This is a genomic window from Streptomyces sp. NPDC054961, from assembly GCF_053609145.1.
Genome location: NZ_JBSGWY010000003.1, coordinates 344,022 through 362,615 on the forward strand (window position 1 = coordinate 344,022; position 18,594 = coordinate 362,615).

General features: G+C 72.5%; 17 protein-coding genes. 13 read left to right on the forward strand and 4 right to left on the reverse strand.

From position 1 onward, the window contains the following. Positions 1-138 precede the first annotated feature (138 nt). The gene (gene rpmB, locus ACWF9Z_RS05680) at positions 139-324 is read right to left on the reverse strand and encodes a 50S ribosomal protein L28 (protein ID WP_073911113.1); all 186 of its coding nucleotides are present in this window, start codon (positions 322-324) and stop codon (positions 139-141) included. A gap of 243 nt (positions 325-567) precedes the next feature. Between rpmB and ACWF9Z_RS05685 the strand changes: the two genes are divergently transcribed. The 9 genes from ACWF9Z_RS05685 to mutM all read left to right on the forward strand — a co-directional run bounded on the left by ACWF9Z_RS05685 (position 568) and on the right by mutM (position 9,711). Continuing rightward, a complete protein-coding gene (locus tag ACWF9Z_RS05685; protein ID WP_453597770.1) occupies positions 568-2,220 on the forward strand; it encodes a DAK2 domain-containing protein in 1,653 nt (550 codons plus the stop codon). 16 nt (positions 2,221-2,236) lie between these two features. Next, positions 2,237-4,480: an ATP-dependent DNA helicase RecG gene (gene recG, locus ACWF9Z_RS05690; protein WP_453597772.1), complete on the forward strand. Its 2,244-nt coding sequence runs from the start codon at positions 2,237-2,239 to the stop codon at positions 4,478-4,480. 62 nt (positions 4,481-4,542) lie between these two features. Beyond that, positions 4,543-5,121 (forward strand): 16S rRNA (guanine(966)-N(2))-methyltransferase RsmD, encoded by a 579-nt coding sequence (gene rsmD / locus ACWF9Z_RS05695; RefSeq protein WP_453597774.1) that lies wholly within the window; start codon positions 4,543-4,545, stop codon positions 5,119-5,121. A 29-nt stretch (positions 5,122-5,150) separates the two neighbouring features. Beyond that, positions 5,151-5,630, forward strand: a complete 480-nt coding sequence (gene coaD / locus ACWF9Z_RS05700) for a pantetheine-phosphate adenylyltransferase (protein ID WP_453597848.1) — start codon at positions 5,151-5,153, stop codon at positions 5,628-5,630. A gap of 129 nt (positions 5,631-5,759) precedes the next feature. Continuing rightward, a complete protein-coding gene (locus ACWF9Z_RS05705; RefSeq protein ID WP_453597776.1) occupies positions 5,760-6,830 on the forward strand; it encodes a DivIVA domain-containing protein in 1,071 nt (356 codons plus the stop codon). Positions 6,831-6,982: 152 nt separating this feature from the next. Continuing rightward, on the forward strand, positions 6,983-7,630 hold the full coding sequence (locus ACWF9Z_RS05710) for a YceD family protein (RefSeq protein ID WP_453597851.1): 648 nt from the start codon (positions 6,983-6,985) through the stop codon (positions 7,628-7,630). Between the two features lie 2 nt (positions 7,631-7,632). Next, positions 7,633-7,806 carry a 50S ribosomal protein L32 gene (gene rpmF / locus ACWF9Z_RS05715; RefSeq protein ID WP_003965982.1) on the forward strand — a complete coding sequence of 58 codons (174 nt, stop codon included), beginning with the start codon at positions 7,633-7,635 and terminating at the stop codon, positions 7,804-7,806. Between the two features lie 19 nt (positions 7,807-7,825). After that, positions 7,826-8,701, forward strand: coding sequence for a ribonuclease III (gene rnc, locus ACWF9Z_RS05720; protein WP_453597778.1), 876 nt, complete (start codon positions 7,826-7,828; stop codon positions 8,699-8,701). Between the two features lie 131 nt (positions 8,702-8,832). Continuing rightward, complete coding sequence (gene mutM, locus ACWF9Z_RS05725) at positions 8,833-9,711, forward strand: bifunctional DNA-formamidopyrimidine glycosylase/DNA-(apurinic or apyrimidinic site) lyase (protein ID WP_453597780.1); 879 nt, start codon at positions 8,833-8,835, stop codon at positions 9,709-9,711. Here mutM and ACWF9Z_RS05730 read toward each other — a convergent pair. Then, on the reverse strand, positions 9,675-10,127 hold the full coding sequence (locus ACWF9Z_RS05730; RefSeq protein WP_453597782.1) for a winged helix-turn-helix transcriptional regulator: 453 nt from the start codon (positions 10,125-10,127) through the stop codon (positions 9,675-9,677). The genes mutM and ACWF9Z_RS05730 overlap by 37 nt on opposite strands. Positions 10,128-10,268: 141 nt before the next feature. On the opposite strand from ACWF9Z_RS05730, the gene ACWF9Z_RS05735 reads away from it, so the two are divergent. Continuing rightward, complete coding sequence (locus tag ACWF9Z_RS05735; RefSeq protein WP_453597853.1) at positions 10,269-10,871, forward strand: flavodoxin family protein; 603 nt, start codon at positions 10,269-10,271, stop codon at positions 10,869-10,871. Between the two features lie 355 nt (positions 10,872-11,226). Here the strand turns inward: ACWF9Z_RS05735 and ACWF9Z_RS05740 are convergent, their stop codons facing one another. Both ACWF9Z_RS05740 and ACWF9Z_RS05745 read right to left on the reverse strand, forming a co-directional pair. Next, on the reverse strand, positions 11,227-12,288 hold the full coding sequence (locus ACWF9Z_RS05740) for an aldo/keto reductase (protein ID WP_453597784.1): 1,062 nt from the start codon (positions 12,286-12,288) through the stop codon (positions 11,227-11,229). 127 nt (positions 12,289-12,415) lie between these two features. Beyond that, the gene (locus ACWF9Z_RS05745) at positions 12,416-13,276 is read right to left on the reverse strand and encodes a CAP domain-containing protein (protein ID WP_453597786.1); all 861 of its coding nucleotides are present in this window, start codon (positions 13,274-13,276) and stop codon (positions 12,416-12,418) included. 142 nt (positions 13,277-13,418) lie between these two features. Here ACWF9Z_RS05745 and ACWF9Z_RS05750 point away from each other — a divergent pair, with 142 nt between their 5' ends. From ACWF9Z_RS05750 to ACWF9Z_RS05760, 3 genes are all read left to right on the forward strand, one after another. After that, positions 13,419-13,700, forward strand: coding sequence for an acylphosphatase (locus ACWF9Z_RS05750; protein WP_453597788.1), 282 nt, complete (start codon positions 13,419-13,421; stop codon positions 13,698-13,700). 359 nt (positions 13,701-14,059) lie between these two features. Next, entirely contained in the window at positions 14,060-14,275 is a 216-nt protein-coding gene (locus tag ACWF9Z_RS05755) for a hypothetical protein (protein WP_453597790.1), read from the forward strand. A gap of 235 nt (positions 14,276-14,510) precedes the next feature. Continuing rightward, positions 14,511-18,380, forward strand: coding sequence for an AAA family ATPase (locus ACWF9Z_RS05760; protein WP_453597792.1), 3,870 nt, complete (start codon positions 14,511-14,513; stop codon positions 18,378-18,380). Positions 18,381-18,594: the final 214 nt, after the last annotated feature.

Below are 18,594 nucleotides of genomic sequence, written 5' to 3' on the forward strand. Positions count from 1 at the left end.
TGTTTTATTTTTATATCAGCCCCGCGGGGGGCGGACCCCCCCCCCCCCGGGGGGGGCCTCCAAACCCCCCGCGGCCGCCCCCCCGCGGCCCCCCCCCCTTCTCAGCAACCGGAAAGGGCTGCGCTACGACGGGAGGCGTCAGCGCGAGACCTTGCCGGCCTTGATGCACGAGGTGCAGGCGTTGAGGCGCTTCGGCGTCCCATTGACCACGGCACGGACACGCTGGATGTTCGGGTTCCAGCGACGCGAGGTGCGGCGGTGCGAGTGGGAAATGCTGTTGCCGAAGCTCGGCCCCTTGGCGCAAACGTCGCAGTTGGCAGCCACAGGTCACTCCAAAGACTTCAGATGCACTTACAGTGAATCCCGGCGCACCGGTATCAAGGATCTGAGGTGGTTTGCCGGGGGGAATGGCCCGACTCTCATCGGGCAACCGGAGCAGCATACAACGACTGCCCCGGCCCAAGAAAACTACCATGGCCGCCGCCGCCCCCGCCCCGCGGTCCCGCTCCCCCGGCAGTCCTTCGTTACCCTGCGGTGAACCCTGGCCCGCACAAGGAGGAACGCCCGGTGGCGCACGAGCCTCAGCCGCAGCCCCCCGACGAGCTCGACGCCGAAGCGGTGCGCACCTGGAGCTCGCTGGCCTTGGCCGCACTGGGCCGGGCCCGCGAGGACATCGACGCGATCAACGTCTATCCCGTCGCCGACGCGGACACCGGTACGAACCTCTACCTCACCGCCGAATCGGCCGACCGCGCGCTCGAGGGCGCCTTCACCACCGTGACGGACGGCACAGCCCGGACCTCCCTGCCCGAGGCCGTACGGGCCTTCGCGCACGGAGCCCTCGTAGGAGCCCGGGGCAACTCCGGCACGATCCTCGCGCAGCTGCTGCGCGGAGTGGCCGACGTCCTGGGCGACGAACCCGCAGGGCGCGGACCGGCGCGGCTGCTGGCGCAGGCACTGGCCCGGGCCGCCGAGGAGGCGTACCAGGCCGTCGCGCACCCGGTGGAGGGCACGATGCTCACCGTCGCCGCCGCCGCCGCCCGGGCCGCCGAGATCGCCGAAGCCGCCGCCGGGACCGCCGCCGACGTGGCCGCGGCCGCCTACGACGGAGCCCGCGCGGCCCTCGCCGAGACCACCGGGCAGCTGCCCGCGCTGGGCCGGGCCGGGGTGGTCGACGCCGGGGGCTGCGGACTGGTCGCCGTCCTCGGAGCCCTGTGGCAGGCGCTGTCCGGGCAGGAGCCGGCCGCCGAACCGGTCCGCGGCCGGGCCGTGCCCGTACCGCAGTCCTCCGCGCCCTGCGCGGAGGACCAGGGCGGGCCCGCCTACGAGGTGATCTACCTCCTGGAGGCCCCCGAGGCGCAGGTCGCCGAGCTGCGCACGCGGCTCGACGGGCTCGGCGACTCCCTGGTGGTGGTCGGCGGCGACGGGCTGTGGAACGTCCACGTGCACGTCGACGACCCCGGCGCCGCCGTGGAGGCCGGTGTGGTGGCCGGACGGCCCTACCGGATCCGCATCACGCACTTCGGCGACGAACGGCGCCGGGCCCGCGGCGAGCGCACCCAGCGGGCCGTCGTCGCCGTGGTCCAGGGCGAGGGACTGGCCGTGCTGTGCGAGGAGGCCGGGGCCACCACCGTCCTCGCGCGGCCCGCCGAGGCGCCGGCCGTCGCCGAACTGGCCGACGCCATCCGCCGGGCGCACGCCCGCGAGGTCGTCCTGCTGCCGAACGGCACCGAACACCGGGCGGTCGCCGCGGCCGCCGCCGGACGGGCGCGCGCGGAGGGGATACGGGTCGCCGTGATCCCCACCCGCTCCGAGGTCCAGGGCCTGGCCGCACTCGCCGTCCACGACGCGGACGCGAGCTTCGACGAGGACGTGGTCGCCATGACCGCCGCCGCCGGAGCCACCCGCTACGGAGAACTGGCCGTCGCCGAACGGCAGTCCTTCACCTCCGCCGGCATCTGCCAGGCCGGGGACGTGCTCGGCCTCATCGACGGGGACGTGGCCGTGATCGGCGCGGACCTGGCGCGGACCGCCGAGTCCGTCCTGGACCGGATGCTCGGCTCCGGCGGCGAACTCGTCACCCTCGTCCTGGGCCCCGAGGTGCCGGACGCGCTGGCCGCGCGCCTGGAGGCGCACGTCCAGCACGGGCACCTGGCGGTCGACACCGTGACCTACCGGGGCGGACGCTGGTCGGCGCCGCTGCTCATCGGGGTGGAATAGCCGGGTTGTCGGCGCCATGGTGTGCAATGAACACGTGCCCGCGCTCGACGAAGACCTCAAGAAGACGCTCGGCCCCGCCACCGCCAAGGTGCTGGCCGAGCAGCTCGGCCTGCACACGGCCCTGGACCTGCTCCACCACTACCCACGGCGCTACGCCGAGCGCGGCGAGCTGACCTCGCTGGCCGAACTCGCCGACCAGATCGACGAGCACGTCACGGTGGTCGCGCAGGTCGCCGACGCCCGCCTGCTGACCTACCAGGGCAGCCGCGGCGGCGGCAAACGCCTCGAGGTCACCATCACCGACGGCAGCGGCCGGCTCCAGCTCGTCTTCTTCGGGTCGGGCGTCCACAAACCGCACAAGGAACTGCTGCCCGGCAGCCGCGCCATGTTCGCGGGCAAGGTCGGCATCTTCAACCGCAAGCTCCAGCTCTCCCACCCGGCATACGAGCCGCTGGGCGCGGACGCCGGAGAGAGCGACGCGGCCGCCGCCTTCGCCGGCCAGCTGATCCCCATCTACCCGGCCTGCAAGCAACTGGAGTCCTGGAAGATCGCCAAATGCGTGGACGCGGTCCTGCCCAGCGTCGGGGAGGCCGTGGACCCGCTGCCGCCCGCCCTGCGCGAGGGCCGCGGACTGGTCCCGCTCACCGAGGCCCTGCTGAAGATCCACCGTCCGGCCACCAAGGCCGACGTCGAGGACGCCCGCCAACGCCTCAAGTGGGACGAGGCCTTCGTCCTCCAGGTCGCCCTCGCCCGGCGCCGGCACGCCGACTCCCAGCTCCCCGCCGTCCCCCGCCGCCCCACCCCCGGCGGCCTCCTCGACTCCTTCGACGCCAAGCTCCCCTTCACCCTCACCGAAGGCCAGGAGACCGTCTCCAAGGAGATCTTCGACGACCTCGCCACCGACCACCCGATGCACCGGCTCCTCCAGGGCGAGGTGGGCAGCGGCAAGACGATGGTGGCCCTGCGGGCCATGCTCGCCGTCGTGGACTGCGGCGGGCAGGCCGCGCTGCTCGCGCCCACCGAGGTGCTCGCACAGCAGCACCACCGGTCCATCACCGAGATGATGGGCGAGCTCGCCGAGGGCGGCATGCTCGGCGGCTTCGACCAGGGGACCAAGGTCGTGCTGCTCACCGGTTCGATGGGGGTGCCCGCGCGGCGCCGGGCCCTGCTCGACCTGGTCACCGGCGAGGCCGGGATCGTCATCGGCACGCACGCGCTCATCGAGGACAAGGTGAAGTTCCACGACCTCGGCCTCGTCGTCGTCGACGAACAGCACCGCTTCGGCGTGGAACAGCGCGACGCGCTGCGCTCCAAGGGCAAGCAGCCCCCGCACCTCCTCGTCATGACCGCGACCCCGATCCCGCGCACGGTGGCCATGACCGTCTTCGGCGACCTGGAGACCTCCGTCCTGGACCAGCTGCCGGCCGGACGCTCCCCGATCGCCACCCACGTGGTGCCCGCCAAGGACAAGCCGCACTTCCTGACCCGGGCCTGGGAGCGGGTCCGCGAGGAGGTCGGGAACGGGCACCAGGCGTACGTGGTCTGCCCGCGCATCGGCGACCTGGCCGACGAGACGGAGGAGAAGGGCAAGGCGGGCAAGGCCGCCGCGAAGAAGAAGGCCGCCGAAGCGGAGGACGGGGACAAGAGGCCCCCGCTGGCCGTCCTGGAGATCGCCGCACAGCTCGCCGAGGGGCCCCTGGCCGGTCTGGCCGTGGAGGTCCTGCACGGGCGGATGGATCCGGCCGACAAGGACGCCGTCATGCGCCGGTTCACCGCCGGCGAGGTCAAGGTGCTCGTCGCCACCACCGTCATCGAGGTCGGGGTGAACGTCCCCAACTCCACCGTCATGGTGATCATGGACGCGGACCGCTTCGGCGTCTCCCAGCTCCACCAGCTGCGCGGTCGCGTCGGCCGCGGCTCCGCCCCCGGGCTGTGCCTGCTGGTCAGCGAGATGCACGAGGCCAGCCCCGCCCGCGCCCGGCTCGCCGCCGTCGCCGCCACCCTGGACGGCTTCGAGCTCTCCCGCATCGACCTGGAGCAGCGCCGCGAGGGCGACGTACTGGGCCAGGCCCAGTCCGGGGTCCGCTCCTCGCTGCGCATGCTCGCGGTCATCGAGGACGAGGAGGTCATCGCCCAGGCCCGCGAGGAGGCCACCCGCGTGGTCGCCGCCGACCCCGAGCTCACGGGGCTGCCGGGCCTCGAGACCGCCCTGCGCGCCCTCCTGGACACCGAACGGGAGCAGTACCTGGAGAAGGGGTGAGCGGTACGACCTATCGTTGAAGGCCAGCACCTCTTCTGCTCGCCCCCACCGAAGGACCCCAGATGACCCGCGTGATCGCCGGAAGCGCCGGCGGGCGACGCCTCGCCGTACCGCCCGGCACCGGCACCCGCCCGACCTCGGACCGGATGCGCGAGGGCCTGTTCTCCACCTGGGAGTCGCTGCACGGCGTCGAGGGGGCCCGCGTGCTCGACCTCTACGCCGGCTCCGGCGCCGTGGGCCTGGAGGCGCTCTCCCGCGGCGCGGGGCACGCGCTGCTGGTCGAGCCCGACGCCAAGGCCGCCAAGGCCATCCGGGACAACATCACGTCGGTCGGCCTGGCCGGCGCCGAGTTCAGGGTGGGCAGGGCCGAGCAGATCGCGGCCACCCCCGCGCACGGGGACCCGTACGACGTGGTCTTCCTGGACCCGCCCTACGAGGTCGAGCACGACGATCTTCGCGAGATCCTGCTCACACTCCGGTCCAATGGCTGGCTCACCGACGATGCGCTCGTCACCGTGGAGCGCAGGACGAGGAGCGGTGCCTTCCCGTGGCCCGAGGGCTTCGAGGCGCTCCGGTCCCGGAAGTACGGCGAGGGCACCCTCTGGTACGGCCGAGCCGTCTCCATCAGCGAAGAATCATGAAACCCGTACCGGGGAGCGAGGGAAACACGTTGCGCCGCGCCGTCTGTCCCGGGTCGTTCGACCCCATCACCAACGGACACCTCGACATCATCGGCCGGGCGTCCCGGCTCTACGACGTGGTCCACGTCGCCGTGATGATCAACCAGTCCAAGCAGGGGCTCTTCACCGTCGAGGAGCGGATCGAGCTGATCCGCGAGGCGACCGCCGGCTACGGCAACATCGAGGTCGAGTCCTTCCACGGGCTCCTCGTCGACTTCTGCAAGCAGCGCGAGATCCCGGCCATCGTCAAGGGCCTGCGGGCCGTCAGCGACTTCGACTACGAGCTGCAGATGGCCCAGATGAACATGGGGCTGTCGGGCGTCGAGACGCTGTTCGTCCCGACCAACCCCACCTACAGCTTCCTGTCCTCCTCCCTGGTCAAGGAAGTGGCGACCTGGGGCGGCGACGTGGCCCACCTGCTGCCCGCGCACGTGCACGCGGCGCTGATCGAGCGCCTGGCCGGCCGCTGAGCCCCGGCCCCGCCGCCGCCCGCCCGGCCCCTGACGGGCCGTCAGTCGGTGTCGGCTTCCGGCCCTGTGGCCTTAAAGTCGTCCCGTTCGTCTCGGGAACCGCCCGAGGCCGAGAGAGTGCGAGCCCCCATGGACGTGCAGAAGAAGCTCGACGAGATCGTCGCGGCCGTCGGCAGTGCCCGGTCCATGCCCATGTCGGCCTCGTGCGTGATCAACCGCGCCGAGCTGCTCGCGCAGCTCGAAGAGGTGCGGGGCGCCCTGCCGGGCTCGCTCGCGCAGGCGCAGGAGCTCATCGGCGGCCGGGAGCAGATGGTCGAGGAGGCCCGCCGCGAGGCGGAGCGGATCATCGAGTCGGCGCACGCCCACCGGGGTTCGCTGATCTCCGACACCGAGGTGGCGAGGCGCTCCCAGGACGAGGCGGACCGGATCCTGGCGGACGCCCGCCGCGAGGCCGAGGAGATCCGGGCCGAGGCCGACGACTACGTCGACAGCAAGCTCGCGAACTTCGAGGTCGTGCTCACCAAGACCATCGGCTCCGTGGACCGGGGCCGCGAGAAGCTCCTGGGCCGGGGCCCCGGGCTCGACGAGCAGGGCTACCCCGACGCGGACGCCCCCGAGCGCAGCCACGACCCGCAGACGCAGCGCGAGCAGGCCGACGCGTACGTGGACACCAAGCTGGCGACCTTCGAGGCGGTGCTCTCCAAGACCCTGGAGGCCGTCGGCCGGGGCCGCCAGAAGCTCCACGGCCGGGTGGCCACCGACGACCTCGGCGCGCACATGGCCGCCCAGGACGCGGCGGGGCTCCAGTCGTCCCGTTCGGCGAGCGACGCGGACTTCCTGGCCGGGCTGGCCGAGCCGGAGTCGCCGCTCATCCCGGCGCAGCAGCAGGCGCAGCCGGAGCAGGCGTACGACACGTACGCCTACCAGCAGCCGGTCCAGCAGGACGCCTACGGCTACCAGGACCCGTACGCCGGCTACCAGCAGCAGGTGCGGCAGCCGGACCCCTACGCCGCCTCCTACGGGCAGCAGCCCGACCCCTACTCCGGTGCGGGCGCCGGCTCCGACGCGGGGGCCTACGGCGCGCACTACGACGGGCAGCAGGCCGCGCAGGACCAGCAGGCGGCGCTCGACGAGACCAGCTTCTTCGACACGAGCATGATCAACCTGGACCAGCTCCGCCAGTACGAGCAGGGCCGCTGACCCCGCTCCGCCCCCTGGATTGGGCGCAGGGCGAAGCGGCGGGTATCCTGGCTCTTCGGTCGCGCGTATGCACCGCGATCCATGCTGCCCTTGAGTGGCGGAAATCTTGATCTTCAGCAGTCTCCAGTGATTTTGTGAAAGCAGGAACGGCCCTGAATACCCGCCTCGACCACCACAACCCCCTCGTGTTCGACACGCACGAGCTGGGTCGGCGTCCTGGTGCCATGCTGCGGCTGTCCCGTGAAATCGCGGCACCGGCGGACCTCGGTCTCGCCGGAGTCATCGGAGTGCCGGAAGGCAGCCGGCTGAACGTCAAGCTCCGCCTCGAGTCGGTCATGGAAGGGGTGCTTGTCACAGGCACCGTCCGTGGATCGGCGACGGGGGAGTGCGTAAGGTGTCTGGAGTCCGTGGAGCGCGAGCTCAAGGCGGATTTCCAGGAGATGTTCTCGTACCCTGACGCCGACGACCGGAACCGCTCGAAGGCGGAGCCGGCCGACGACGCCGAGGACGACGAGGACACTCTTCTTCTCGAGGACGGCTTGTTCGACCTCGAACCCGTGCTGCGCGACGTGGTAGTGCTCGCACTGCCGCTGCAGCCGGTGTGCCGGGAGGACTGTCTCGGACTGTGCCCCGATTGCGGGCTCGGCCTGAACGACGACCCGGACCACCACCATGACGCCGTCGACATCCGTTGGGCGGCACTGCAGGGACTCGGCACCGATCAGGGCGTCGAGAAAGACAACATGAGCGGCACTGCCTCCGACGGAGTTCAGAGCGCCGCCGAGAAGCAGGAGAAGTAGCCGTGGCTGTTCCGAAGCGGAAGATGTCGCGCAGCAACACGCGCCACCGCCGGTCGCAGTGGAAGGCTGCGGTCCCCACCCTGGTTTCGTGTGAGCGTTGCCAGGAGCCGAAGCTCCAGCACATTGCGTGCCCGAGCTGCGGCACCTACAACAAGCGCCAGGTCCTCGAGGTCTGAGCGGCTGGTGAGAGGCGCAATGTCTGAGCTGTCCAACGCTGAGAAGCAGGCAGACAGTAACAAAGCGGCCTCGTCCCACACGCTTCTGGAAGGGCGGCTCGGGTACCACCTCGAGTCCGCCCTTCTGGTGCGTGCACTGACCCACCGTTCGTACGCGTACGAGAACGGCGGTCTGCCCACCAACGAGCGGCTGGAGTTCCTCGGGGACTCCGTGCTGGGCCTGGTGGTCACGGACACGCTGTACACGACCCACCCGGACCTGCCGGAAGGCCAACTGGCCAAACTGCGGGCCGCGGTGGTCAACTCACGCGCACTGGCGGAGGTCGGGCGTGGCCTCGAACTCGGTTCCTTCGTCCGGCTCGGCCGTGGCGAAGAGGGCACGGGTGGCCGGGACAAGGCGTCCATCCTCGCCGACACCCTTGAAGCGGTGATCGGCGCGGTCTACCTCGACCAGGGCCTCGACGCGGCCTCGGAGCTGGTTCACCGGCTCTTCGACCCGCTCATCGAGAAGTCCTCGAACCTGGGTGCCGGCCTGGACTGGAAGACCAGTCTCCAGGAGCTCACGGCAGCCGAAGGTCTTGGTGTGCCGGAATACCTGGTCAGTGAGACAGGTCCGGACCACGAGAAGACCTTCACCGCTGCCGCTCGCGTCGGTGGTGTCTCGTACGGCACCGGCACCGGCCGCAGCAAGAAGGAAGCCGAACAGCAGGCGGCGGAGTCCGCTTGGCGTGGAATCAGCGCCAAGGCGGACGCGCGGATCGCGGCGGAAGCCGTGTCCGGGGCCGCTCCGGCTGCGACGTCGGACGGGGCAGCGACCCCGGCCGGTGCCGGAGCCGGGAACGACGCCGGGGTCGGCGGGGCGCCGACGCCCGACGCCCCGACGCCGGGAGCCTGACGCTTCCTTCCGGATTTTCCCCGCCCGCCCCTGCTCAGCAGGGGCGGGCGGACCCGTTTCCGGGCCGGGCCGGGGAGGCCGGTACGCTCGCCGGGAGCGTTCACGACCGCATCCCGTCCGGAGGAACCACCGTGCCCGAGCTGCCCGAAGTCGAAGTGGTGCGGCGCGGTCTGGAGCGCTGGGTGGCCGGGCGGACGGTCGACGCCGTCGAGGTGCTGCACCCGCGCGCGGTACGGCGGCACGCGGGCGGCGGCGCCGACTTCGCGGCGCGGCTGGCGGGGGAGACCTTCGCGGTTCCGCGCCGGCGCGGCAAGTACCTGTGGCTGCCGCTGGCCGAGCGGGACCTCTCCGTGCTCGGCCACCTCGGGATGAGCGGGCAGCTCCTCGTGCAGCCCGAGGACGCCCCCGACGAGAAGCACCTGCGCATCCGGATGCGGTTCCGGGACGGCGCCGGCACCGAGCTACGCTTCGTCGACCAGCGGACCTTCGGCGGCCTGTCGCTGCACGAGACCGTCGCCGACAGCGAGGAGGGGCTGCCCGAGGTCATCGCGCACATCGCGCGGGACCCGCTGGACCCGCTCTTCGACGAGACGGCCTACCATCTGGCGCTCCGCGCCAAGCGGACCACCGTGAAGCGGGCGCTGCTGGACCAGTCGCTGATCAGCGGCGTCGGCAACATCTACGCGGACGAGGCGCTGTGGCGCGCCAGACTCCACTACGAGCGCCCCACGGCCACGCTCACGCGCCCCCGGAGCGTGGAGCTCCTCGGCCACGTCCGCGACGTCATGAACGCGGCCCTCGCCGTCGGCGGCACCAGCTTCGACAGCCTGTACGTCAACGTCAACGGCGAATCCGGGTACTTCGACCGGTCCCTCGACGCGTACGGGCGCGAGGACGAGCCCTGCCGGCGCTGCGGTACCCCGATGCGGCGCCGGCCGTGGATGAACCGGTCGAGCTACTTCTGCCCGCGGTGTCAGCGCCCGGGGCGCATGGCGCGCGCCGCGTCGTAGGCGGAGCGGGAGCCCAGCACCTCCGGCATGGCGGCCTCCAGCAGCGAGATGAGCGCGACCAGGCGGTGCGCGATCTCGATGCCGAAGGGGGTCAGCTCGTAGTCCACGCGGGGCGGGTTGGTCGGCTGCGCCTCGCGTATGACGATGCCGTCGCGCTCCAGCGCGTGCAGCGTCTGCGAGAGCATCTTCTCGCTGACGCCGTCGACCCGGCGGCGCAGCTCGTTGAACCGGCACGGGCCTTCGCGCAGGGCGCCCACCGTGAGGCTGCCCCAGCGACCCGTGACGTGCTCCAGGGTCTCCCGGGAAGGGCATTCGCGGGCGAAAACGTCGAACGTGGCGCAGGCGTCTGACGAGGCTTCGGCGGTGCCGGCGGCAGGGGTGGCGCCTCCGGCTTCGCTACAGGGTGGGGTCTGCATGCTTTCAGCCTACTACTGGGCAGCGCCAGCCATTTAGGTTGCGCTTTCCAAAAGTTAGTGGTTGGCTCCTTCTCGTCACACCAAACGCACCACGCTGCGTCCACCCGCAGTGTTTTCCGAGGGAGATCTGCCTTGTCCGGTATCACTTACGCCCCCGTCGTCTCGATCGCCTACCACTCGGGCTACGGCCACACCACCGTCGTCGCCGAGGCCGTGCAGGCGGGCGCCATCGACGCCGGTGCGACGGTGCACCTGATCAAGGTCGACGAGATCGACGACGCCCAGTGGGAGCTCCTGGCCGCGTCCGACGCGATCGTCTTCGGCGCCCCCACCTACATGGGCACCGCCTCGGGCGCCTTCCACGTCTTCGCCGAGGCCACCTCCAAGGTCTGGTTCACGGCCGGCTGGCAGGACAAGGTCGCGGCGGGCTTCACGAACTCCGCCTCCAAGTCGGGCGACAAGGGCAACACCCTGGACTTCTTCCAGACGCTGGCCTCGCAGCACGGCATGAGCTGGGTGAACCTGGGTCTCAAGGCGGGCTGGAACTCCAGCACAGCCTCCGAGAACGACCTCAACCGTCTCGGCTTCTTCGACGGCGCCGCCGCCCAGTCCAACAACGACCAGGGTGCCGAGGGCGTCCACAAGGCCGACATCGCGACCGCCGAGCACCTCGGCCGCCGCGTCACCGAGCAGACCCGCATCGTCCTCGCGGGCCGCGCCGCGCTGGCCGCCGTCGCGGTCTGACCGTCCTTCCGGGACCGCCGGGCGGACCGGGCCGGGCCCGATCAGCCCGGCACGGCGAGGCACGGCGAGGCACGGCGAGGCCCGGCGGCACAGGGGCACGGTGGTGCGCAGCGGGAGACCGCGGCGCACCACCGTGCCCCTTCGGCGTCTGCGGGCGCGCGGCCGGTGCGCGCGGCCGACCGTGCCGGGCGGGTCCGGGGCGGTCTGCGACGGCGTGGCCCGGACGCCGTGCGGCGGGCGGCGGTTCGACCGGAAATCGTCCCCGTGCCCGGGGCGAGGACCGTTCGCCCCGGGGGGGCCTCCCCCCGCCGGCCCTCGGCCCGCTTCCGTGCTCCTCCTCAGACCGTGCCCGTCCTCAGGCGGAGTCCGTTCCGTCCGGCGCGCTCGCGCCGTGCCCCTGGTGGGCCGCTTCGAGCAGGGCCAGCTCCGCGGGGGAGAGCCGCAGCGCGGCCGCGGCCACGTTGTCGGCGAGGTGGCCGAGGTCGCCGGTGCCCGGGATGGCCAGCACGTGCGGACCCCGGTGCAGGGTCCACGCCAGCCGGATCCGCGCGGCGCTCGTACCGTGCGCCCGCGCGACGTCTCGTACCTCCGGCACCTCGGCGGGACCGTCACCGGCCACGCCGGCCTGACGTGCCGAGCCGGCGATCGAGTAGAACGGGACGAAGGCGATGCCCCGTTCGCCACAGTCGCGGACGAACGCGTCCTGGTCGGCGCGGACCCCGATCCCGTACGGGTTCTGCACGCACACCACCGGCGCGATGGCCCGGGCCTCCTCCAGCTGGCCGGGCGTCACGTTGGAGACGCCCAGGTGCCGGATGAGCCCGGCCTCGCGCAGTTCGGCGAGCACGCCGAACCGCTCGGCGATCGAATCGGTCCCGAGGACGCGCAGGTTGACCACGTCGAGCCGGTCGAGGCCGAGCTGGCGCAGGTTCTCCTCGACCTGGCCGCGCAGCAGCCCGGGGGTGGCGTGCGGCAGCCAGGCTCCCGAAGGGCCGCGGCCGGGTCCGACCTTCGTGGTGATGACGAGGTCCCGCGGGTACGGAGCCAGGGCCCGGTTGATCAGTTCGTTGGCCGAACGCAGCGGCGAGAAGTAGAACGCGGCGGTGTCGATGTGGTTGACGCCGAGCTCGACCGCGCGGCGCAGTACGGCCACGGCCTGGTCGCGCCCGCGCGAGGCCGCGTCGGCGATGAGCGCTTCGCCGGTCTGGGGCAGGCGCATGGCGCCGAACCCCATGCGGTTGATCTCCAGGTCGCCGAGCTTCCAGGTGCCCGAAGCGGCCGCGGGGTGCGCGGGTGCGGATGCGGCGGGCGGGCCGGTGGCGGGCCTGCCCGAGGCGGGTATGCCGGTGGGCGGCGTGCCGGTGGCGGGTGCACCGGTGGTGCCGGGCGGGTGCGGGGCGGTGGTGTCCGAGGTCATGGGGGAATGATCGGCGCGCGCCGAGGAGACGGCCATTGATTCAGGCAGGACCGAATCGATGGCCGCGTCGCCGGGGCGGACGGGCGTGAGCGGGGCCCGCGGCTGGTGCCGCGTCAGGCACGCGGCACTAGAAGCCGAAGTCCTGGGTCCACCAGGGGCCGCCCGAAGCCACGTAGACGCCGACGCCCAGCGTGCGGAATTCGCAGTTGAGGATGTTCGCCTTGTGGCCGGGGCTGTTCATCCAGGCGTTCATGACGGCTGCCGCGTCGCCCTGCCCGCGGGCTATGTTCTCGCCGCCCATGCCCGAGATGCCGGCCTTGGTGGCCCGGTCCCAGGGGGTGTTGCCGTCGGGGTCGGTGTGGTCGAAGAAGCCCCGGACCGCCATGTCCTTGCTGAAGGCTCCGGCCAGCGCCGCCAGCGGCGGGTTCGCCCGCACCGGGCCGCAGCCGGCCTGGGCGCGCTCCTGGTTCACCAGGGTGAGCACGGCGGTCTCCTCGGCGGAGTGGCCGGTGGGGACGGGCGGGGCCGCGGTGGGCTTCGGGGCGGCCGGCTTCGGCGGGGCCACCGGGGCGGGGCTGGCCTTCGGCGCCTTCGAGGGCTCGGCCGAAGGCGTCGGCGAAGGGCTGGCCGACGGGGACGGCGAGGCGGAAGGGGAAGGGGAGGCGGATGCCGAAGGGGAGGGGGAGGCCGAGGCGGAAGCGGAGCTCGTACCGGCGGAGGCGCGGCCCGAGAGGTTGGCGAGGCCGCCCTGCTGTTCCAGAGCGCCCCCGGGGCTCGGTGAGGCCTGGGCCCCGTCGTTCGTCTTCGCCTCGGAGTCCGGGCCCTCGACCCCCACATAGGGGAAGGCGGAGCCGACCGGGACGATGCCCGTGGTCACGGCCGCCGTTCCGAGCACCACCGCCACGGAGAGGCCGAGCAGGCCGCCGCGCACGGCGGTGCGGCGCTTCGAGCCGCTGCGGGGTGCGGCGTGGAGCCGGTGGCGTCCCATTGCGGCCTGCCCTTCTCGTCATTTCGTCGTTCAAGATCAACCTTTACTCACCCAAATGGGTGAGTTCATTGCTGCGCGACTGTACGCCATGGCGCATGGGGGCGCCGTGACCCGAAAGTGTTTGCCCGGTTAGCGTTCAGGCATGAACGAAGACGTCCGCATGACCGCCTGGGTGCGCGGTCGTGTACAAGGAGTGGGCTTCCGCTGGTTCACCAGGGCCAATGCCCTGGAGATCGGCGGACTGGCCGGCTTCGCGCTCAACCTCGACGACGGCCGAGTGCAGGTAGTGGCCGAAGGGCAACGTGAGAATTGCCACCGGCTCCTGGAGTGGCTGCACGGCGCCGACACGCCCGGGCGGGTGGACGGGGTGACAGAGATCTGGGGCACACCGCGCGGTGGCTACGACGGTTTCGCGACCCGGTGACCGATCGACTGATCATGCACTGAACAGATCTCCGGATGGTCCGCACGCGGTCGGATCTGCGCATTCGTCGCCGACGCGTTGCCGACTCGGGCAAAGAGTGGAAGGCTCGGAGGTGCGGATGATCTCCACTCCCCTTGCGGGGGCCGGGCTGACCGCCGATACAGGGCGTGATCGTGTTGACCGTCAAACTTTTTGGTGAGACGCTGGAAGCCCCGCGCACCTGAGCTGTTTGGCAGTGTTGGCAGTTGGCCAAAGAACACGAGCAGTGACTGACAGTCGCTGCCGGACATCCGCGGGTGCGATTCCCTCACGACCCACACCGCTTTCGGTCGGTCACTCAGTGTGGAGGACCATCCATCATGGCAAAGGCGCTTCTCGGTTACGTCGGCGGTTCCGACCCGCGACTCCTCGCCGAGATGCGACGGCTTCAGCAGCGCGTCCAGGACCTTGAGTCCGAGCTCGGACGGATCTCGTCCGAGAACGACGCACTGAACGCGGCCGCCGCACAGCACGGAGACTCGATGCTCGACGGTATCGACCTCGACGTACCCCAGGCGGAGCCTGCGCTCACCTGACCCGCGCTCCCTCGTCGCTCAACAACCTCGCATGATGTGCAAGGGACGCTTCGGCGTCCCTTCTTCATGTCCCGCGCGGCCCGTCCCATGGGCCCGCGCCCGCCCTTCCTCGCTTCTTCGCGCACGCGTGGCCGCCGGGCGGCGTTGCACCAGGTGGCGGGCCCCTTCCTTTAACGTCAGAGGTGCCCTGCGCCCTCATGGGTGAAACCGAACGTGAAAGGGAGAGTCCGGCGGCGTGCACCTCAAGTCCCTGACCCTGCGTGGCTTCAAGTCCTTCGCCTCCGCCACCACCCTGCGCTTCGAGCCGGGCATCACCTGCGTCGTCGGGCCCAACGGCTCCGGCAAGTCCAACGTGGTGGACGCGCTCTCCTGGGTCATGGGTGAACAAGGGGCCAAGTCCCTGCGCGGCGGGAAGATGGAAGACGTCATCTTCGCCGGTACGACCGGCCGCCCGCCGCTGGGCCGCGCCGAGGTCTCGCTCACCATCGACAACTCCGACGGCGCGCTGCCCATCGACTACGCCGAAGTCACCATCACCCGGATCATGTTCCGCGGCGGCAGCAGCGAGTACCAGATCAACGGCGACACCTGCCGGCTCCTCGACATCCAGGAGCTGCTCTCCGACTCCGGCATCGGCCGCGAGATGCACGTCATCGTCGGACAGGGCCAGCTGGACTCCGTCCTGCACGCCGATCCGATGGGCCGCCGCGCCTTCATCGAAGAGGCGGCCGGCGTGCTGAAGCACCGCAAACGCAAAGAGAAGGCGCTGCGCAAACTCGACGCGATGCAGGCCAACCTCGCTCGCGTCCAGGACCTGGGTGACGAGCTGCGCCGCCAGCTCAAGCCGCTCGGCCGGCAGGCGGCGGTGGCCCGGCGGGCCGCCGTGATCCAGGCCGACCTGCGCGACGCGCGGCTGCGGCTGCTCGCCGACGACCTCGTGACGCTCAAGAGCGCCCTCGACGCGGAGGTCGCGGACGAGGCGGCGCTCAAGGAGCGCAAGGAGACGGCCGAGGCGCAGCTCGCCGCGGCGGTGCGGCGGGAATCCGAACTCGAGGAAGCCGTACGGGAACTCGCGCCGCGGCTCCAGCGGGCGCAGCAGACCTGGTACGAGCTGTCGCAGCTGGCCGAACGGGTGCGGGGGACCGCGTCCCTCGCCCACGCGCGCGTCACCTCGGCCTCGGCGCCGGCCGAGGAGGAGCGGCGGGGCCGCGACCCGCAGGACATGGAGAACGAAGCGGCGCGGATCCGCGAGCAGGAGGCGGAGCTGACGGCCGCGCTGGAGGCGGCCTCCCGGGCGCTGGAGGACACCGTCGCCCACCGGGCCGAGCTCGAGCGGTCGCTGGCCGAGGAGGAACGGCGGCTTCGGGACGCGGCGCGGGCCATCGCCGACCGGCGCGAGGGCCTGGCCCGGCTGACGGGCCGGCTCGGCGCGGCCCGCTCCCGCGCCGGCGCGGCCCAGGCGGAGATCGACCGGCTGGTGGCGGCGCGGGACGAGGCGCAGGCCCGGGCGGTGGCGGCGCGGGAGGAGTACGAGGCGCTGGCGGACGAAGTGGGGGAGGAGGGCGCCGCGTCGGGCCCCGGGCCCTCGGCCGGGACGGCTTCGGTCCAGGAGGAGTACGAGGCCGCACGGGCCGGGCTCGCCGCGGCGGAGGCCGCACTCGGCGGTGCCCGGGACGCGCTGGCGACGGCGGAACGCTCACGGGCGGCGGTGTCGGCGCGACGGGACGCCCTGGCCATGGGGCTGCGCCGCAAGGACGGCACGGCGGCGCTGCTGGAGGCGGGCCTCCAGGCACGGCTGGAGGGGCTGCTGGGACCGGCGGCCCAGCGGCTGTCGGTGACCCCGGGCCACGAGGTCGCGGTGGCGGCGGCGCTGGGGGCCGCGGCGGACGCGGTGGCCGTCGCCTCGGCGTCGGCGGCGGCCGGGGCGATCCGCCACCTGCGCGAGGCCGACGCCGGGCGGGCCGCGTTCCTGATCACCCCGCCCGGCGGCGGGGCCGCGGTTCCCGGTCAGGGCGTGAGCGCCGGCGGCCCGGCGGGTGCACCGGACGCGGCGGTCGCGGCGCCCGGTGGGACCGGGCCGGGGCCGGTCGTCCCCCATCCGGCTCCTTCCCGGCGCATGGAACACGCGGCTCCGTCGCGCGGGGACTCCACCCCGGACCCCGCGCCCCACGCGCTCCCGGCCCCGGTCGGCGGGGCGCCCCTGGCCGGGCCGGACGGGTGCGGGGCCGCGCCCCGGACGGGCTCGGGCGTGCCGGGCCCCGCCGCGGCGGCTGCCCCGGCGCCGGGTTCCCCGCCCGAGGGCGCGGACGGCCGTCCCCTCGGTGTCGCCGCCGCCGGGCTCGTGCGGGGGGACGCCGCTCTCGTGCGGGCGGTCGGGTGGGTGCTGCGCGACTTCGTCGTGGTCGGGGGACTCGACGAGGCCGAGGCGCTGGTGGCCGCGCGGCCCGAGCTGGTGGCCGTGACCGCCGAGGGGGACGTCCTCGGGGCGCACCTCGCGCACGGCGGGTCCGCGGGGGTGCCCAGCCTGATCGAGGTGCGGGCGGCCGTGGACGAGGCCGATGCGGAGCGCGTGCGGCTGGACGAGCAGTGCCTCGCGTACCAAGGACAGAAGGAGTCCGCCGACCGGCGGCGGGTCGCGGCGGTGGCGCTCGTCGAGGAGCTCGCCGAGCGCGGGCGGGCCGCCGAGCGGGCGCGGGCCGGGGTCGCCCAGCAGCTCGGGCGGCTCGCCGGACAGGCGAAGGGGGCGCTGGGCGAGGCCGAGCGCAGCGCCGCGGCGGCGGCCAAGGCGCAGGAGGCGCTGGAGCAGGCGCTGGCCGACGTGGAGGAGTGCGCCGAGCGGCTGGCCGTCGCGCAGGAGATGCCCGTGGAGGAGGAGCCGGACACCTCCCGGCGGGACCGGCTCGTGGCCGACGGGGCGAACGCGCGGCAGACCGAGATGGAGGCCCGGCTGCAGCTCAGGACCCACGAGGAGCGGGTCAAGGGCCTGGCCGGGCGGGCCGATGCGCTCGACCGCGGGGCCCGTGCCGAGCGGGAGGCCCGCGCCCGCGCCGAACGCCGCCGGGAACGGCTGCGGTACGAGGCCGGGGTGGCCGCGGCCGTCGCCGACGGCGCCCGGCAGCTGCTCGCGCACATCGAGGTCTCGCTGACCCGGGTGGCCGAGGAGCGCACGGCGGCCGAGTACGCCAAGGGGCTGCGCGAGCGCGAGCTCGGCGAGGCCCGCGGCCGGGGCCGCGACCTCAAGGGAGAGCTCGACAAGCTCACCGACTCCGTGCACCGGGGCGAGGTGCTCGGTGCCGAGAAGCGGATGCGGATCGAGCAGGTGGAGAGCCGCGCGCTGGAGGAGTTCGGGATGGGGGTGCAGGAGCTGGTCGGTGAGTACGGCCCCGATCAGCCGGTGCCGCCCAGCCTGCCCGAGGCCGCGCAGGCCGATGGCGGGGACACCGAACCGGGACCCTTCGTACGGGCTCAGCAGGAGAAGCGGCTCAAGGCGGCCGAGCGCGCCTACCAGCAGCTCGGCAAGGTCAACCCGCTCGCGCTGGAGGAGTTCGCCGCCCTCGAGGAGCGGCACAAATTCCTCAGCGAGCAGCTGGAGGACCTCCGTAAGACGCGGGCGGACCTCCTTCAGGTCGTGAAGGAGGTGGACGAGCGGGTCGAGAAGGTCTTCACGGAGGCCTACCGGGACACGGCCCGGGAGTTCGAGGGGGTGTTCTCGCGGCTGTTCCCCGGCGGCGAGGGCCGGCTGGTCCTGACCGACCCCGACAACATGCTGGCCACCGGCGTGGACGTGGAGGCCCGCCCGCCCGGCAAGAAGGTCAAGCGGCTCTCCCTGCTCTCGGGCGGCGAGCGCTCGCTGACCGCCGTGGCGCTGCTGGTCTCGATCTTCAAGGCCCGCCCCAGCCCCTTCTACGTGATGGACGAGGTCGAGGCCGCGCTCGACGACACGAACCTGCAGCGGCTGATCCGGATCATGGCGGAGCTGCAGGAGAGTTCGCAGCTGATCGTGATCACCCACCAGAAGCGGACGATGGAGGTCGCCGACGCCCTGTACGGAGTCTCCATGCAGGGCGACGGGGTCTCCAAGGTCATCAGCCAGCGGCTCCGTTGAGCCTTCGCTTCACTTAGTGAACGCATTCCGCCAGGACCGATGGGTTAGCCCTGGGAAGAATCGGGTTGATCTCCCCTATTGACTTCAGAAGGTGAAGTCATAGGCTCTGCTGTGCCGTGTTGACGTTCAGGTGGTGGCAAGCAGTTTACTGTGCGCCACTAGAGGAACACGAGCAAGCAACAACGAACCCCCACACAGCCCGCCGTAGCCGCCG

Excerpts from the sequence above, each read along its gene's own strand:
- recG (WP_453597772.1), top strand. The coding sequence starts at position 2,237 with ATGGTGTGCAATGAACACGTGCCCGCGCTCGACGAAGACCTCAAGAAG.
- rsmD (WP_453597774.1), top strand. The coding sequence starts at position 4,543 with ATGACCCGCGTGATCGCCGGAAGCGCCGGCGGGCGACGCCTCGCCGTA.
- ACWF9Z_RS05705 (WP_453597776.1), top strand. The coding sequence starts at position 5,760 with ATGGACGTGCAGAAGAAGCTCGACGAGATCGTCGCGGCCGTCGGCAGT.
- rnc (WP_453597778.1), top strand. The coding sequence starts at position 7,826 with ATGTCTGAGCTGTCCAACGCTGAGAAGCAGGCAGACAGTAACAAAGCG.
- ACWF9Z_RS05730 (WP_453597782.1), bottom strand. The coding sequence starts at position 10,127 with ATGCAGACCCCACCCTGTAGCGAAGCCGGAGGCGCCACCCCTGCCGCC.
- ACWF9Z_RS05740 (WP_453597784.1), bottom strand. The coding sequence starts at position 12,288 with ATGACCTCGGACACCACCGCCCCGCACCCGCCCGGCACCACCGGTGCA.
- ACWF9Z_RS05745 (WP_453597786.1), bottom strand. The coding sequence starts at position 13,276 with ATGGGACGCCACCGGCTCCACGCCGCACCCCGCAGCGGCTCGAAGCGC.
- ACWF9Z_RS05750 (WP_453597788.1), top strand. The coding sequence starts at position 13,419 with ATGAACGAAGACGTCCGCATGACCGCCTGGGTGCGCGGTCGTGTACAA.
- ACWF9Z_RS05755 (WP_453597790.1), top strand. The coding sequence starts at position 14,060 with ATGGCAAAGGCGCTTCTCGGTTACGTCGGCGGTTCCGACCCGCGACTC.